This is a genomic window from Agrobacterium sp. SORGH_AS_0440 (genome assembly GCF_031453135.1).
Lineage (GTDB): Bacteria > Pseudomonadota > Alphaproteobacteria > Rhizobiales > Rhizobiaceae > Agrobacterium > Agrobacterium pusense.
Genome location: NZ_JAVIYR010000001.1, coordinates 1,298,136 through 1,312,770 on the forward strand (window position 1 = coordinate 1,298,136; position 14,635 = coordinate 1,312,770).

Annotated in this window: 16 protein-coding genes; 9 read left to right on the forward strand and 7 right to left on the reverse strand. The window is 60.1% G+C overall.

Annotated elements, in window-relative coordinates:
• Positions 1 to 5 precede the first annotated feature (5 nt).
• The 5 genes from mmsB (at position 6) to QE453_RS05990 (ending at position 6,528) form a co-directional block, all read left to right on the forward strand.
• A complete protein-coding gene (gene mmsB, locus QE453_RS05970) occupies positions 6 to 890 on the forward strand; it encodes a 3-hydroxyisobutyrate dehydrogenase (protein ID WP_112556695.1) in 885 nt (294 codons plus the stop codon).
• Positions 887 to 2,842, forward strand: a complete 1,956-nt coding sequence (locus QE453_RS05975; RefSeq protein ID WP_108081682.1) for an acetoacetate--CoA ligase — start codon at positions 887 to 889, stop codon at positions 2,840 to 2,842. The genes mmsB and QE453_RS05975 overlap by 4 nt, the downstream gene beginning before the upstream one ends.
• 4 nt (positions 2,843 to 2,846) lie before the next feature.
• Positions 2,847 to 3,632: a 3-hydroxybutyrate dehydrogenase gene (locus QE453_RS05980; RefSeq protein ID WP_004437889.1), complete on the forward strand. Its 786-nt coding sequence runs from the start codon at positions 2,847 to 2,849 to the stop codon at positions 3,630 to 3,632.
• Positions 3,633 to 3,756: 124 nt separating this feature from the next.
• The gene (locus tag QE453_RS05985) at positions 3,757 to 4,098 is read left to right on the forward strand and encodes a hypothetical protein (RefSeq protein ID WP_309776533.1); all 342 of its coding nucleotides are present in this window, start codon (positions 3,757 to 3,759) and stop codon (positions 4,096 to 4,098) included.
• Positions 4,099 to 4,191: 93 nt separating this feature from the next.
• The gene (locus QE453_RS05990) at positions 4,192 to 6,528 is read left to right on the forward strand and encodes a glucose/quinate/shikimate family membrane-bound PQQ-dependent dehydrogenase (RefSeq protein ID WP_044459434.1); all 2,337 of its coding nucleotides are present in this window, start codon (positions 4,192 to 4,194) and stop codon (positions 6,526 to 6,528) included.
• Between the two features lie 76 nt (positions 6,529 to 6,604).
• On the opposite strand, the gene QE453_RS05995 is transcribed toward QE453_RS05990, so the two are convergent.
• Complete coding sequence (locus QE453_RS05995; protein ID WP_004437899.1) at positions 6,605 to 7,105, reverse strand: ferritin-like domain-containing protein; 501 nt, start codon at positions 7,103 to 7,105, stop codon at positions 6,605 to 6,607.
• Between the two features lie 174 nt (positions 7,106 to 7,279).
• Between QE453_RS05995 and QE453_RS06000 the strand changes: the two genes are divergently transcribed.
• Positions 7,280 to 7,765 (forward strand): MgtC/SapB family protein, encoded by a 486-nt coding sequence (locus QE453_RS06000; RefSeq protein WP_004437902.1) that lies wholly within the window; start codon positions 7,280 to 7,282, stop codon positions 7,763 to 7,765.
• A 6-nt stretch (positions 7,766 to 7,771) separates the two neighbouring features.
• Here the strand turns inward: QE453_RS06000 and QE453_RS06005 are convergent, their stop codons facing one another.
• From QE453_RS06005 to QE453_RS06030, 6 genes are read right to left on the reverse strand one after another with little or no spacing between them, the layout of a single operon-like run.
• Positions 7,772 to 8,998 carry an FAD-binding oxidoreductase gene (locus QE453_RS06005; RefSeq protein WP_137069797.1) on the reverse strand — a complete coding sequence of 409 codons (1,227 nt, stop codon included), beginning with the start codon at positions 8,996 to 8,998 and terminating at the stop codon, positions 7,772 to 7,774.
• Positions 8,999 to 9,017: 19 nt separating this feature from the next.
• Positions 9,018 to 9,428 (reverse strand): TIGR02588 family protein, encoded by a 411-nt coding sequence (locus QE453_RS06010; protein ID WP_004437907.1) that lies wholly within the window; start codon positions 9,426 to 9,428, stop codon positions 9,018 to 9,020.
• Between the two features lie 7 nt (positions 9,429 to 9,435).
• Complete coding sequence (locus QE453_RS06015; RefSeq protein ID WP_004437909.1) at positions 9,436 to 10,296, reverse strand: TIGR02587 family membrane protein; 861 nt, start codon at positions 10,294 to 10,296, stop codon at positions 9,436 to 9,438.
• A gap of 53 nt (positions 10,297 to 10,349) precedes the next feature.
• Positions 10,350 to 10,790, reverse strand: a complete 441-nt coding sequence (locus QE453_RS06020) for a PPC domain-containing DNA-binding protein (protein WP_072495043.1) — start codon at positions 10,788 to 10,790, stop codon at positions 10,350 to 10,352.
• Between the two features lie 60 nt (positions 10,791 to 10,850).
• The gene (locus QE453_RS06025; protein ID WP_004437914.1) at positions 10,851 to 11,411 is read right to left on the reverse strand and encodes a DJ-1/PfpI/YhbO family deglycase/protease; all 561 of its coding nucleotides are present in this window, start codon (positions 11,409 to 11,411) and stop codon (positions 10,851 to 10,853) included.
• A gap of 17 nt (positions 11,412 to 11,428) precedes the next feature.
• Positions 11,429 to 11,650 carry a hypothetical protein gene (locus QE453_RS06030; protein WP_004437916.1) on the reverse strand — a complete coding sequence of 74 codons (222 nt, stop codon included), beginning with the start codon at positions 11,648 to 11,650 and terminating at the stop codon, positions 11,429 to 11,431.
• 44 nt (positions 11,651 to 11,694) lie between these two features.
• Between QE453_RS06030 and QE453_RS06035 the strand changes: the two genes are divergently transcribed.
• Genes QE453_RS06035 through QE453_RS06045 form a run of 3 tightly spaced genes read left to right on the forward strand, consistent with a single transcriptional unit; the run spans position 11,695 to position 14,633 of the window.
• Positions 11,695 to 11,925, forward strand: coding sequence for a hypothetical protein (locus QE453_RS06035; RefSeq protein WP_004437918.1), 231 nt, complete (start codon positions 11,695 to 11,697; stop codon positions 11,923 to 11,925).
• A gap of 15 nt (positions 11,926 to 11,940) precedes the next feature.
• Entirely contained in the window at positions 11,941 to 12,759 is an 819-nt protein-coding gene (locus tag QE453_RS06040) for an N-formylglutamate amidohydrolase (RefSeq protein ID WP_279873897.1), read from the forward strand.
• On the forward strand, positions 12,756 to 14,633 hold the full coding sequence (locus tag QE453_RS06045; RefSeq protein ID WP_279873898.1) for a flavohemoglobin expression-modulating QEGLA motif protein: 1,878 nt from the start codon (positions 12,756 to 12,758) through the stop codon (positions 14,631 to 14,633). Before QE453_RS06040 ends, QE453_RS06045 begins: the two co-directional genes overlap by 4 nt.
• Positions 14,634 to 14,635: the final 2 nt, after the last annotated feature.

Sequence of the window (14,635 nt, forward strand, 5' to 3'; positions counted from 1 at the left end):
TACCGATGAAGACCATCGCTTTTCTGGGGCTGGGACATATGGGCCTGCCGATGGCCGCCAATCTCGTCAAGGCGGGATATGCCGTCAGGGGATACGATCTTGCCGAAGCCTGCCGTGCAGCGGCAAAGGAGGCGGGCATTCCGGTTGCCGCGAATTCTGCCGAAGCAGTCAACGCGGCTGATGTGGTCATCACCATGCTGCCCAAGGGCGAACATGTCGTTTCGGTCTATGACGATCTGACTAGTAAAATCTCTGCCGGAACGCTCCTTATCGACTGCTCGACCGTGGATATGGCAAGCGCATTGAAGGCGCATGAACTGGCCGCTTCCGCCGGTTGCCCTTCGGTCGACGCCCCCGTTTCCGGCGGCACGGGCGGTGCGGCCGCCGGCACCCTGACCTTCATGTGCGGTGGTGAGGCGGAGGCTTTTTCGGCGGCGAAGCCGCTGCTGGAAGCCATGGGCAAAAAGATCGTGCATTGCGGCAAGGGCGGCAACGGGCAGGCGGCCAAGATCTGCAACAACATGATCCTCGGCATTTCCATGATCGCGGTTTCCGAGGCTTTTGTGCTCGGCGAAAAACTCGGGCTTTCGCACCAGGCGCTGTTCGATGTCGCCTCCACCTCTTCCGGGCAATGCTGGTCGCTCACCACCTATTGCCCGGTGCCGGGTCCGGTGCCGACATCACCCGCCAACAAGGATTACCAGCCCGGATTCGCCGCAGCCTTGATGCTCAAGGACCTGAAGCTTTCGCAGGAGGCGGCCAATGGTGCTGACGCCTCCACGCCGCTGGGTGCTGCGGCGGCGGCGCTTTATGAGAGCTTCGTCGACGACGGGCAGGGCGGGCGTGATTTTTCCGCCATCGTTGAAATGCTGCGCGGGAGCAGAGCATGACAGCCGCCGCGCCATCTGACATTCTGTGGGTGCCGCCGGAAGAGAGGGTGAAGCGCTCGGCGCTTTTCGCCTTCGCGACAAGAACCGCAAAGATACACGGGCAGGCCGCCGATGATTATGCCGGCCTGCTGCGCTGGTCCATCGACGCGCCGGAAGAGTTTTACGATGCGCTGTGGGACGAGCTCGGCATTATCGGCACGCGCGGCGACGTTGCGTTCAAGCCGGGCGCGACGATCCGGGAGGCTGAGTTCTATCCGGGCGCGAGGTTGAATTACGCCGAAAACCTTCTGCGCGATGCCGATGAGCGGTTGGCCATCATCGCTCATCGTGACGATGGTACAAGGCGCGAGATAAGCCGCAAGGGGCTTTACAACGCAGTGTCCCGCATGGTGCAGGCGCTCGTGCATGCCGGGGTGCAGGAAGGTGATCGCGTCGGGGCGATCGTCACCCATGATATAGAGGCGATTGTGGGATATCTGGCCGTGAGCGCCATCGGTGCCATCTGGTCGTCCTGCTCTCCGGATTTCGGCCCGGCAGGCGCCTCTGACCGCCTGTCTCAGATCGGCCCGAAAATCATCATCGCCGTGCCGGAATATGGTTATGCCGGCAAACGCATCGACGTCGGCCCGACCATCCGCGCCGTGGCGGAAAGTGCGGCCCCTGAAAAGATCGTTCTGATCGGTGAAACCGTTCCCGAAAGCCTTACTGATCTCGGCTGCGTCACGCTTGCGGCTTTCGTTGCGCCTTATGCGGCGGGCGAGATTGTCTTCAACCGTCTGCCCGTCAAGGCGCCGCTGGTGATCCTTTATTCCTCCGGTACGACAGGCAAGCCGAAATGCATCACCCATTCCGGCGGCGGCCTGCTTCTTCAGCACATGAAGGAGCTGAAACTGCAATGCGATATCAAGGAGGGTGAGCGCTTTTTCTATTTCACCACCTGCGGCTGGATGATGTGGAACTGGCAGGTCTCCGGTCTCGCGCTCGGTACCACCCTCGTCACCTATGATGGCAATCCCGGCTATCCGACGCCCGGCCGGCTGATCGATCTCATCGACGCCGAAGGGATCGCCACGTTCGGCACGTCTGCGAAATTTATCGATGCATGCCTGAAGGCGGGACTGAAACCGCGGGAAAGCCATGATCTTTCATCGCTGCGAACAATTCTCTCCACTGGTTCGCCGCTCATCCCGCAATCCTTCGATTATATCTATCGCGACTGGAAGGCGGATGTGCATCTCGCCTCCATTTCCGGCGGCACTGACATCTGCGCCTGTTTCCTCGGCGGCAATCCCCTACAGCCGGTTCATCGCGGTGAATTGCAGGGCGCGATGCTCGGCATGGATATCGATACGCTTGACGATGAGGGCCGTTCCGTTCGCGGCGTCCCCGGTGAACTCGTCTGCCGGAATGCGCATCTGTCCATGCCGGTGAAATTCTGGGGCGATGAGGATGGTTCGCGCTATCAGGCCGCCTACTTCGATCGTTTCCCCGGCGTCTGGGCGCATGGCGATTTCGCCGAACTGCGGCCCTCCGGCGGTTATGTGATCCATGGACGCTCGGACACGACGCTTAATCCAGGTGGGGTGCGCATCGGGACTGCGGAAATCTACCGGCAGGTGGAAACCGTGCCCGAAGTAGAGGAGGCCATTGCCGTTGGGCAGGATATCGACGGGGACCAGCGGGTCATCCTCTTCCTGCGCATGAAGGGTGGTGCTGCCTTGACGGAAGAGCTGGAAAAGACCATCCGCAGCCGCATCCGTTCGGGGGCGACGCCGCGGCATGTGCCGGCAAGGATCATTGCTGTCAGCGCTATCCCACGCACACGCTCCGGCAAGATTTCCGAAATCGCGGTGCGCGACACCATCCATGGTCGGCCGGTGAAGAATGCCGATGCGCTCGCCAATCCCGAAGCGCTCGAACTTTTCCGCAACCTGCCGCAGCTGAAGGACTAGGCCCATGGAGGATCAACCGAAAACCGTGCTTGTCACCGGTTCCACCAGCGGCATCGGACTTGCCATCGCCAGGCGTTTCGCCGAGGCGGGCTATCTGGTCGCTGTGCATGGCATAGAAACGGTGGAGGAGGCGACGCAGGCGCTGGAGGCTGTAGGGAAAGTGGCGCGGCAAAGGCCGGCCTATTTCTCCGCCAACCTCGCGAACTATGAAGAAAGCGCGCATTTGCCTGAAAAGGTCATTGCGGAATTCGGCCATGTCGATGTCCTCGTCAACAATGCCGGCATTCAGAAGGTCGCGCCGATCGATGAGTTCGACTTCGCGGATTTTTCCCGCATCGTTGCCATTTCTCTCGACAGCGCCTTTCACACCATCCGCGCTGCTTTGCCGGGCATGAAGGAAAGAGGCTGGGGCCGCATCGTCAACATCGCTTCCGCGCATGGTTTGCGCGCGTCTCCCTTCAAGGCTCCCTATGTGGCAACCAAACATGCGGTGGTGGGACTGACGAAAAGCGTTGCGCTGGAGGTTGCCGAACTCGGCATCACCTGTAACGCCATCTGCCCCGGCTATGTCTGGACCCCGCTTGTGGCCGCGCAGGTCGCGGATCAGGCGAGGGTACACGGCATGAGTGAGGAAGATGTGGTGAAAAAGGTGATGCTTGCGCCGCAGCCGACAAGACGCTTCATCCAGCCGGAGGAAATCGCCGAAATGGCACTTTATCTCGCTGGCGATATGGCCCGTTCCATCACCGGCACCACCATTTCCATCGATGGCGGCTGGACCGCGAAATAACCGAGAGGCCCGGACGCCCTCTTCCGGTAAGGGCCAGATTGCGCCATGTCGAATGCGCCGGCCCCTCGCGGGAACAAAACCTCTCCCTGTGGATTAGATTGACAGAGTTTAGGGAGTGAAAGACATGGCCAGAGAAAATACCAGCTATCTCGACGGTCGGGATGCTCCGAAAAAGGAGACGGCCACACGGGCACGGCAAGGATCGACAGGACGTCCGGTTCTTGTCATTCTGATCGTCAGCGTGTTGTTAGCGCTGGTGGTCTGGGCTGTCGTGGAATACGCGGTTTTCGAACCGGACGAGAACCTGCCGCAAAATCCGCACACGGAGAACGCCCCCGTCCCGCAGCAGCCCTCGGGTTCGGAAAGCTTCGACAACAATCCCGCGAACGGCGGTGCTTCGCCGCCGGCTTCAACGGAGCGAAACCCTTCCCCGCAGGACTCCACGGGGGCGCCACAGAACCCGTGACGCAGATGCCATGAATTTTCGTGGCGTTTGAATGGAACCATATTGCTCCCGATTTCATTTCACACAAAGTGACAGGAATCGGGGGTTTCATTCATGGCAGTCACCGTCACTGCAGTTTTTCTCACGCTCATCGGCCTCGCGCTGTTCGGTTTCGGCTCCCAGCTTGTGATGCTTGGGGGCAGTTTTTATTATGTGCTTTCCGGACTGGCCTTTCTGTTGACGGCCGTTCTGCTCTTCAAGCGCAATCGCGCAGCACTTCACGTCTATGCCGTCTTCATTGTCGCAACACTTGCGTGGGCAGTCTGGGAAGTCGGTTTTGACTGGTGGCAGCTTGGCCCGCGCGGCGGTTTTATCATTGTGATAGGCCTCTGGCTCCTGGTGCCCTGGGTGAGGAAGCCACTCGGTTTTGCAAGCCCGACGGGGCTGAGCTATGGGCCGAATGCCTGGCCGCTGGCGCTTTCCGTTCTCGCTTCCATCGCGGTTGCCGGATATTCGATGGCACAGGACCCGCATGATCAGCCAGGGTCCTTGCCGCAGGAAACGGCATCCGCGACGCCCGCCTATGGCGGCAATGTGCCTGACGGTGACTGGCATCAATATGGCCGCACGCCCTATGGGCAGCGTTATTCGCCGCTGACCCAGGTCAATGTCGACAATGTTTCGCAATTGAAGGAAGCGTGGCGTTACCAGACCGGCGACGTGAAGCTGCCGGACGATGTGGGCGAAACCACCTATCAGGTGACGCCGCTCAAGATCGGCAATACGCTTTTCATCTGCACGCCGCATAATTGGGCCATCGCCATCGATGCGGCGACCGGCAAGGAAAAATGGAAATACGATCCGAATGTCGGCCTCAATCCGGATCGCCAGCACCAGACGTGCCGCGGCGTGTCCTATTATGCCGAACCGGGTGCCGCGCCGGGAACGGCCTGCGCCGAGCGGGTCTATCTGCCCACGTCGGATGCACGGTTGATCGCGCTCGATGCCGCCACCGGGCAGGTTTGCACCTCCTTTGCCGATCAGGGTGTGCTGCATCTCGAGCAGGGCATGAAATATAATCCCGCCGGCTATTATTATTCGACATCGCCGCCCGTGATTGCTGCGGGCAAGATCATCATCGGCGGCGCGGTGAATGACAATTACTCCACGCAGGAACAATCCGGCGTGATCCGCGCTTTCGATGTGAACAGCGGTGCGCTCATCTGGAACTGGGATTCCGGGAACCCGCAAAAGACCGAGCCGATTGCGGCCGGTGAGACCTACACGACCAACTCGCCGAACAGCTGGTCCGTCTTCAGTTATGACGAAGGCCTCGGGCTCGTTTATGTCCCGCTCGGTAATCAGGTTCCGGACCAGCTCGGCATGGGCCGCAGCGAGAATGTGGAGAAATATTCTTCCTCCATCGTCGCGCTCGATATCAATACGGGCAAGGATCGCTGGGTGCGCCAGACGGTTCATCACGATCTCTGGGACATGGATGTGCCGGCCCAGCCGGTGTTGCTCGACATAACCAAGGATGGTCAGACCGTTCCTGCGCTCGTCGGGCCAACCAAGCAGGGTGATATCTACGTTCTCGACCGGCGCACAGGTGAGCCGCTTCTGCCGATCACGGAGGAGCCAGCCCCGGGCGGTGCGATCCCCGAGGACTTCACCTCGCCGACGCAGCCGACAACGGCCCTCTCGTTCAAGCCGGAGCCATTGCAGGAAAAGGACATGTGGGGCGTCTCCATGTTCGACCAGCTCGCCTGCCGCATCCGCTTCCACCAGCTGAACTACAAGGGCCGCTACACCCCGCCGTCACTGACCGGCTCGATCATCTATCCCGGCAATTTCGGCACCTTCAACTGGGGCAGTGTGGCTGTGGATCCTGAAAGGCAGGTCATGTTCGGTATGCCGACCTATCTCGCCTTCACCTCCCAGCTCGTCCCGCGCGATCAGATTCCGCCCAAGGGTCAGGACGAAAAGGGCAGCGAGCAGGGTCTGAACCGTAATGACGGTGCGCCCTATGGCGTTTTCATGGGACCGTTCCTCGGCCCGCTGCAGATTCCCTGCCAGGCGCCGCCGTGGGGTTATGTCGCCGGCGCGGACCTGCGCACCGGGGATGTGGCCTACAAGCACAAGAACGGCACGGTCTATGACATGACCCCGCTGCCGCTCCCCTTCAAGGTGGGCGTGCCGGGAATTGGCGGACCGATGATCACCAAGGGCGGCGTAGCCTTCCTGGGTGCCGCAGTGGATAATTATCTGCGGGCCTATGACCTCACCACCGGCAAGCAGCTCTGGGAAGCGCGCCTGCCCGCTGGCGGTCAGGCAACGCCGATGACCTATGCACTGGAAAACGGCAAGCAATATGTGGTGATGGTTGCGGGCGGTCACGGTTCCGTCGGGACCAAACCGGGCGACTACGTCATCGCCTACACCCTGCCGTAACCTTCAGGCTACGACGACAATAAAAAACCGGAATGGGGGACCATTCCGGTTTTTCTTTGAGTCGATGCGGATGGCGTCAGGCAGCCTTCTTCTCGGCCGCGGCGTTCACCGAAGTCTTGGCAAGCGCGGTCAGCGCGTCGTCGGTCTTCGACTCTTCCTTAAGAGTGGCATCGAGCAGCGATACCGCCTTGGTATGGCCGAGCTTTTCCGCCCAGGCCTTCAGCGTGCCGTAGCGGGCGATTTCATAGTGTTCGACCGCCTGGGCCGATGAGACGAGACCGGCGTCGAGGGCGGCGGTGCCCTTGAAATCCTCCATGATTTCCTCGCCCTCGGCGATAATGCCCTGGATGGCTTCGCAGGTCTTGCCCTGGGCGCGCTTGCCAATGATCTCGAATACTTCCTGCAGGCGCTCTACGTGGCCCTGCGTTTCTTCCTTGTGCTTTTCGAAAGCCTGCTTCAGCTTCGGGTCGGTCGCCGCCCGCGCCATTTTCGGCAGGGCTTTCAGGATCTGCCTTTCGGCGTAGTAGATGTCCTTCAGCGTGTCGTAAAACAGGTCGTCGAGTTTCTTCTCGGCCATTGGTCCTTCTCCCATGAAGTGGAAATGCACGATGTGCGCTCATGCGCACGGGAAACAAACTTTCAGCTGCTCCTATGGTTCCGGTTCGGTTGTACGCAACGTTTATATTGCTGTGCGGAACCATCGCGCCTTTTCGAACTTAGTGTGGAGAAATTTCCGGGAGGAGACGCGACAGTGCCCCAAAGCCTTGCAGAAGAATTTTCCATGAATATTTCCATTCCGTTCGAGGTGCTGCTGGTGCGCGTGTTCGGCGCGGTCATCCTGTGCGGCCTGATCGGTCTGGAGCGCGAATTTCACAAAAACACCGCTGGTCTGCGCACCAATATGCTCATCGGCCTTGCCGCCGTCACTTTCTGCGTCATCACCATCCATATGATGGAAACGATGGCGGAAGGGCATGAGGCAGCCCGGCTCGATCCCATCCGACTGGTGGAAGCCGTAACCGCCGGTATCGCCTTTCTCGCCGCAGGTGTGGTCGTTTACACCAAGGGCGACGTCAAGGGGCTGACGACGGGCGCAAGCATGTGGCTTTCGGCGGCGATCGGCCTCTCGGCCGGTCTCGGCATGTGGCCGCTCGCTCTGCTCGCCGCAGCAATGGGCATCGTCGTATTATGGACGCTTCGCCGTATCCAGGTGGTAACCGGCATCAAGGATGAATGAACGGCATTAGCGGAAGTGAAAAAGATCGGCGTCGGGGTCGGTACCGCCATTGATGGCGGCGGCCACGATTTCGGCGGCGATCTGGCTGAAAGTGATGCCGTTGCCGCCGAACCCCATCACCGCATAGACATTCTTCATGCCCGGAACGAGGCCGATCAGCGGCAGGCCCGTGGTGGTCGTACCAAAGGCTCCCGCCCAGCGATAATCGGGTTCACCGATATCCACGCCCAGCAGTTTTTCAATCTTGCGGCGGATCGTTCGTGTCTTGCCCGCCAGCTTGCTCTTCGACTGATAGGAGACAGGATTTTCCTCGTCCTCGCCGCCGGCAATCACTCGTCCCTCACGGTCGGTTCGCAGATAGAGATAGGGGTCTGCCGCCTCCCATACGATGTGGCTTTGCAGCCAGTCCGGCAGATCCAGCCCTTTTCTGCTGGCCAGCGCCCAGGTGGAAATGATCCGGTGCGTCGGGCTTTCAAGGGCTTTCAAGAACTCATACCCGGTGCAAAATACGATGTTGCCGGCGGAGAGGATTTTCCCGTTGGCAGTGGCGACGATTACTTCGTCGCCAACGTTTCTGAGATCGGTGATTTCCAGAGGAGCGACGATTTCCGCTCCAGCGCTCGCGGTATGGCGCAGCAGACCCGCTGTCAACTGGGCGGGATTGGCGGAGGCCGATATGTCGCTGACGATGGCGGCGGTCCGTTCCAACCCATAATGCTCTCTCAGTTGCGCGGCGCCGAGAAACTCAGCCTCGATGCCGGCTTCTGCGCGGGCATCCGCCTCTGCCTTCAGAGCGCGCGAACCCATGTCGTCACCGGCGAGGTACAGTGCCTGTTTTCGTCTCATGCCGCAGGAAATATTGAGCGAGGTGACGATTTCCTCCAGACGAAGAACCGCGCGCGCCGAGCGCTGCCAAGCCCTGTCTGCGGCCTCCCTGCCGATCATCGTCCGGAGTTTCGTCAGCGGCGTGTCGATCTCGTGCTGTATCATTGCGGTGCTCGCCATGCTGCTGCCTTTGACGGGTTCGCGTCGGTCAACGATCAGCATGGATCGTCCCGGGCGATGCAGCGAGTGGGCCACCAGCGCGCCGCTGATGCCGGTCCCGACAACGATTGTGTCGTAGTGGTTGTCTTTCGGCGTCTTGCCGCTTCTGACACCGATCCGCGGCGTATCGGCCCAGAGCGGGGTTGACTCCCTGAGGTCGCGTTCCTTCGTCAGGTCTGATGCGGTCATGAAATGGTCCTGAAAACTGTCACGGTTCGGTATAGCCGGCGACGTTGATGATAAGCCTCCCGCCTGCGGGATCGTTGCGGAAGAAAAGCGTTCCGCTGTCGCGCGATTCCGAGGCAACGTAATCGAATGTCACGTCCGCGCTTTCCTGCGTGCCGCCGTCCTGCTGCAGATCTCCGCGCACCTGCACCTGCGCCGCCGTCGTCATGGAGAGATTGCGGATATCGAATTTCACCCGATATTGCCCCGGCTCACCGTTAACGTCTGTCACGGCGATCTCGAAGCGGGCGTCGTCCGGTTCGTAGCGATAGATGTCGTAGAGGATCCAGCCGAGCATGGCGGCGACGAGCAGGGTGCAGATGGCGCCCGTGACCCATTCGATCCAGTGCGGATCGGAACTTTCCGTGTGTTTTCCATCCTTGGAGATTGTCATGATGTCCTCACAGGATCAGCCGGGCCGAGGCGGCGCCGATCGAGGCGGGAACGCCGAGAATGACGGCGGCATTCAATATCTGCGACAGGGAGGTGTGGTCGAGGCGTTCGAAAGTCCAGAGCGTGTAGATGCTGATGCCGATGGCGATGACGTAGCCCGGCAGGGTGAAGCGGATGAAGGATTGCCACCATTTCTGTCCCTCGTGGAGCCGATGCGAGCCCTTGAAATGAAGCGCGTAGACGAAACCATGCATGATGGCGATCGACAGCAGGCACAGGGCGAGAATGTGATAGGGGGTCACCTTATAGGCGATGAGGATCATTTCTTCCGTCGGCGCGACGTTGAGGTTCAGAAAGAGCGCACCCACCACCATCATGAAGAGCTCGTGCAGATATCCGGTCTCGCCCGAATATTCGCCTTTCTCTTCATCCTGCTCATCGGAATGCTGTCCAAGCTGGCTGCGGCCAAGCAGGGCGCCTATGCTCGCGGGAACGGATTGTAACGCAACCTTTGTGACGATGTTGGAGGCGGTGATCTGGTCGTTGAGGACACCGAACAGCAGAAGTGCGGCCGCGCTCACCGCGACGCCCAGCCCGTAGGCGGTTATTGCGTCTCGCGCCGCCTGGCTCCAGGAGTGAATATTCTCGAACCCGATCCGACGGGCGAGAAGTAGAAGGAGCGGCAGGTTGAGGACGCAAAGCAGCAGGAGCCGCCATGGGCTGATGTAAAGGCCCAGAAACCACATCTCCATGGTCATCAGCATGGGCAGGGCAAACAGCAATGCGCCCGCCGTTCCTCGCGCCAGACCTGTCAGAAACTGTCTGACCTCGTCGTCGCCTTCACCGTCCCGATCGATTGTCGCCGCCATGCCATCCCCCGTGTGAAGAGATAACGCAATGGCGTTTTTCCGGTTCCGCGGGATTATTTCGCGGGGTCGATGAGGGCTATGCCGAAGTCACTGATATAGCTGCGTCGCAGTTCTGCGGGTGTTTCGCGGATAACCACTTCCAGTGTCGGTCGTACCACGCCTTTCAGAAAGTGCCCGCCCTTGGTCGAGCCATCGGCAAAGCCCAGAACGACATGCAGGTGCGGGTTCGGCGTATCGTTTTCGTCAAGGGTAATATCGCCGAGCAGGCTCAGGACCTCGCTCTGTTCCGTCACGGGTATTTCTTTGTATTCTCGCGATGAAAGGTCGAAAAACGCAAGCGTCGCGGTGGAGAAGGCACCGATCGCCGTCACCGACGCCGCGTTGATGTTTTCGGTCCGCGCAAAGCGGCGGATCGCGTCGAATGCCTCTTCTTCCGGCTCGATCACGAGAATGAAGGTACGTTCGGCGGCGCTCGCCAGCAATCTGCTTTTCATGACTTCCTCCCAAAAAAAGTGCCGCCGTAAGCCGGCGGCACAAAGGAATTGCGGAGTGTATCAGGCGGCACGGCGCTCGTGGCGACCTTCCTCCACCTCTTCGACGATCTTGGCCACAAAGGCATCAAGGTCATCGGGGCTGCGGGAGGTTATGATCCCCTTGTCGGTGACCACCTTTTCATCCTTCCAGTTGGCGCCAGCGTTTTTCAGGTCGGTCTTGATCGACCAATAGGATGTGGCGTCACGGCCGCGAAGGGCGTCGGCTTCGACCAGAAGCCAGGGCGCGTGGCAGATGGCGGCTACCACCTTGCCGGATTTCAGAAAATCGCGGACCACCCGCATGGCGTCTTCGTCATGGCGCAGCACGTCCGGATTGATCTGGCCGCCGGGAAGCACCAGCGCGTCGAAATCATCCGGGCGAACGCTTTTCGCGAGGAGATCGACGGCAATACTGTCGCCCCAGTCCTTTTCATCCCAGCTTTTGATCTCTCCTTCCTTGATAGAGGCGATCTTTACATCCGCGCCTTTGGCCTTGAGCTGATCGTAGGGCACCCTGAGCTCCGAGCGTTCATAGCCGTCGGTTGCCAGGATAAGGATTTTTGCGGCGTTAATAGCAGTCATATCTGTCTCCTTTGGGTTCAATCTTCCTTGTCCGAATTCACGGAGGGGAGGAAAAATTCCACGTCCTTGCGGCGTTCAGCGTCGAGCGGTTCGATGTGCGTCTGCCAGAATGTCTCGGCTGCAGCTGGTTCGTGCTCCCATTGGCGCACAAATGTCTTGTTGTCGTCGATCATCACCTGACGCGTGCCGCCGAGCCGCAGATATTCTTCCGCAAGTTTGCGCGTTTCGGTTTTTTCCATGTCGCGGCTCCTAGTGTGTGGAATCGGGAACGGAGGGACGCCGGATGGGTAAGAAGCTCGACTGCCGTTTCGTTGGCCACCGGGAGAAAACGGAAAAACCCCGATGTTCTTCAGCGCCATCATGTCCGTTTGACACGGCGGCCCTCCTGCCAGAACAACGTGAGCTTTCCGGTATGGTTCCGCAGTTTTTTGACGGCGCATGCGTGCTGCGGCCCAATAAATCGCGCGCAATTTTTGCCGGAACAAACGGGCCGCTTGTGCTGTTCTACCCCTGATGCAGGGGAGGCAGCATGGTAGCCAGACACAGCGACGGCAAGGATGAAAATACGGGCTTCTGGACGGTCGGGTTTGGCAATTCGCCGGTTATCGGCACCGCCATCCATGACGGTCACCGCATACGGCCCGATATAGCCGGGCTGGTGGCCCTTTCGGGCGAACAACGCCTGAGAGAGGAAGATCCGTTCACCGGCGACATGATTGCGGGATTGACCAACCGCATCATTGTGCACCACTCACGTTTCGAAATCGACCTCAACCGCGCCGCCGATCAGGCCATCTATCTGAAGCCGGAACAATCCTGGGGGCTTGAGGTATGGAAACAGGAGCCCGCGCCAGCAGCGGTCCGGCAATCTCTGGATTTCCACGCGGATTATTACGCGATGCTGGAAAATACGCTGGCCGCGCTCGAACGGCGGCACGGCGCTTTTGTCGTGCTCGACGTGCACACCTACAACCATCGCCGGCAGGGTCCGGCTTCGCCGCCGACCACGCCTGCGGAAGCACCCGATATCAATATCGGCACCTTTTCCATGGACCGCAGCCGCTGGAACGATATCGTCAGCGCCGTCGGTCATCATTTCGCGTCAGCGACCATTGCCGGACGCCGTCTTGATGTCCGCGAGAACGTGGCGTTTCAGGGCAAGGGGGAACAGACCCGTTTCATCCACGAGCGTTTCGCGGAAAACGGCTGTGCCATCGCTATCGAGTTCAAGAAATTCTTTATGGACGAATGGACCGGAAAGCCGGACAGGCGCGTCGTGTCGGAAATACGGGACATGATCACGGCACTTCAGCCCGTTGTCGAGGAATGTCTGAGGTCGCGGCGATGAATGTTTCTGCCGCCCGTGATGTCCCTTCTTCCACTGCCGAGCTGGTGGATGACGTGACATCCTGCCTCCAGGCAGGCAAGGCGATACGTCGCGATATCGGCAAAGACGGCCGGCTTCATATCGATCGGCCACTACCTTTCCTGTGCCTGCATCTGACCGGCGGCACGAAAGATCTTGCCGCGCGCGACATTGCCGCCGCTCACGCTTCCTATCTCATTGCTTCGACCGTTCAGGAGGCCGCGCCGTTGATCGACGCCGTGGGTACGGCCATGCGGGAGCGTTTCGGCGCCTTCATCGTGCTCGATATCGGTGAGTTGGAGCACGACATCCTGCTTGCCGACGATTCACCCTTCTTACCGCATTATGAAGTCTCCGTCTCGGCGACAGCCGAACCGGAAACACAAAAGGCCCGTCGGGTATTCATCAAGGCCGTGTGTGACGCCGAGGTGCGGTTTCGTACACCGCGCATCACCCGGCCCGAGCCGGAAGGCGACCCGATCCTCCGGTTTCAGAATGCAGGACTGTACTTTCCCTGTATCAGTGTCCGTTTCGCGCCGATCTATAGACAGCCGGAATCCGGTGCCGATTATCCGGGCCTGCGCGAGACGATGATCGCCGATCTTTTCGACGCGGGCCTGCAAGCCTTCTCGTCATTCTCTGCAGGGATGGACGCGCTTAAAGTGACCAGCCACAGGGCGCTCGGCCGCAAGGCCTTCGTCGATGCGGTCAGGCGCGCAGACAGGTCCATCGACGATATCGTATCGTCCTTCGATTTCCTTCTCTCCGTCACGCCAATCAATGCCCGCCGGGCCTTCGAGGAATTTCGGGACGGCAGCTTCCAGTTCGCGCCGCGTCTTCTCTACCGGCCGTTGGGCGTCGATGTCGAGGAGCAGAAGCGAAAGCTCTATTCGGTGGTTTTCGATCATCTGGAAGATCCGGTGCTTTACCATCTCTATCGGGAGAAACAGCAGGAGATCGATCTGCAACTGACGATGCTGGCCAATCTGCACCGGCGCACTTTCACGGATTTTTCACGCGCCCTCTATGGCGCCGTCGAACCTGCGCTGCTGACGCTGGCGCTGCGGGTGCTGGAGGATTGTCCTCGCCGGGAGGAGGGCGGCGAAATCGCGATGGTAGATTGTTACGCCGTCGCACGGAAGTCGCGCGAGATGGTCGAGTCCTACTTGGCCGAGGAGCCGGGCTTCAAGGCACGGGTGGAAATCCGCGACGACCTGCCGCCGGGTCTGATGGTGACGGGCGAGAAACTTCTGATTTCCCGGCACACCGTTATGGAACAGCGCCGTGTCGAAGCGCTCCTGTCGCATGAGATCGGCGTGCATCTCCTCACCTATTTCAATGGGTCGTTTCAGGGGCTCAGGCTCTTTCGTACCGGCCTCTCCGGCTATGAGGGCGTGCAGGAAGGGCTGGCGGTGCTGGCGGAGCATCTGGCTGGCGGAATGACGCGCGAGCGCCTGCGGCTGATTGCTGCCCGCGTCGTCGGCTGTGCCGCCATGCTGGATGGCGCCAGCTTTGTGGAGACGTTCCGGCTCATGACCCGCGACCATGGTTTTGATGAGGCTGGCGCCTTCAACATGACGTTGCGCATCTATCGCGGCGGCGGCCTCTCGAAGGACGCGATCTATTTGCGCGGGCTGGCGGAGGTGCTGGACCATCTGCGCAAGGGCGGTGCGCTCGATCCGTTCTGGATGGGCAAGATAGCCGCCCAGCATTTCCCGGTCATGCAGGAGCTTGGCCTGCGCGGCCTTTTGCGCCCGCCAGGCGTCAGGCCCGCATTCCTGCTGCCGGCCAGGGCCAACGAGCGTCTGGAAAAAATCCGGGCGGGAATATCCATTGCCGAACTCGCGACATTATAGGA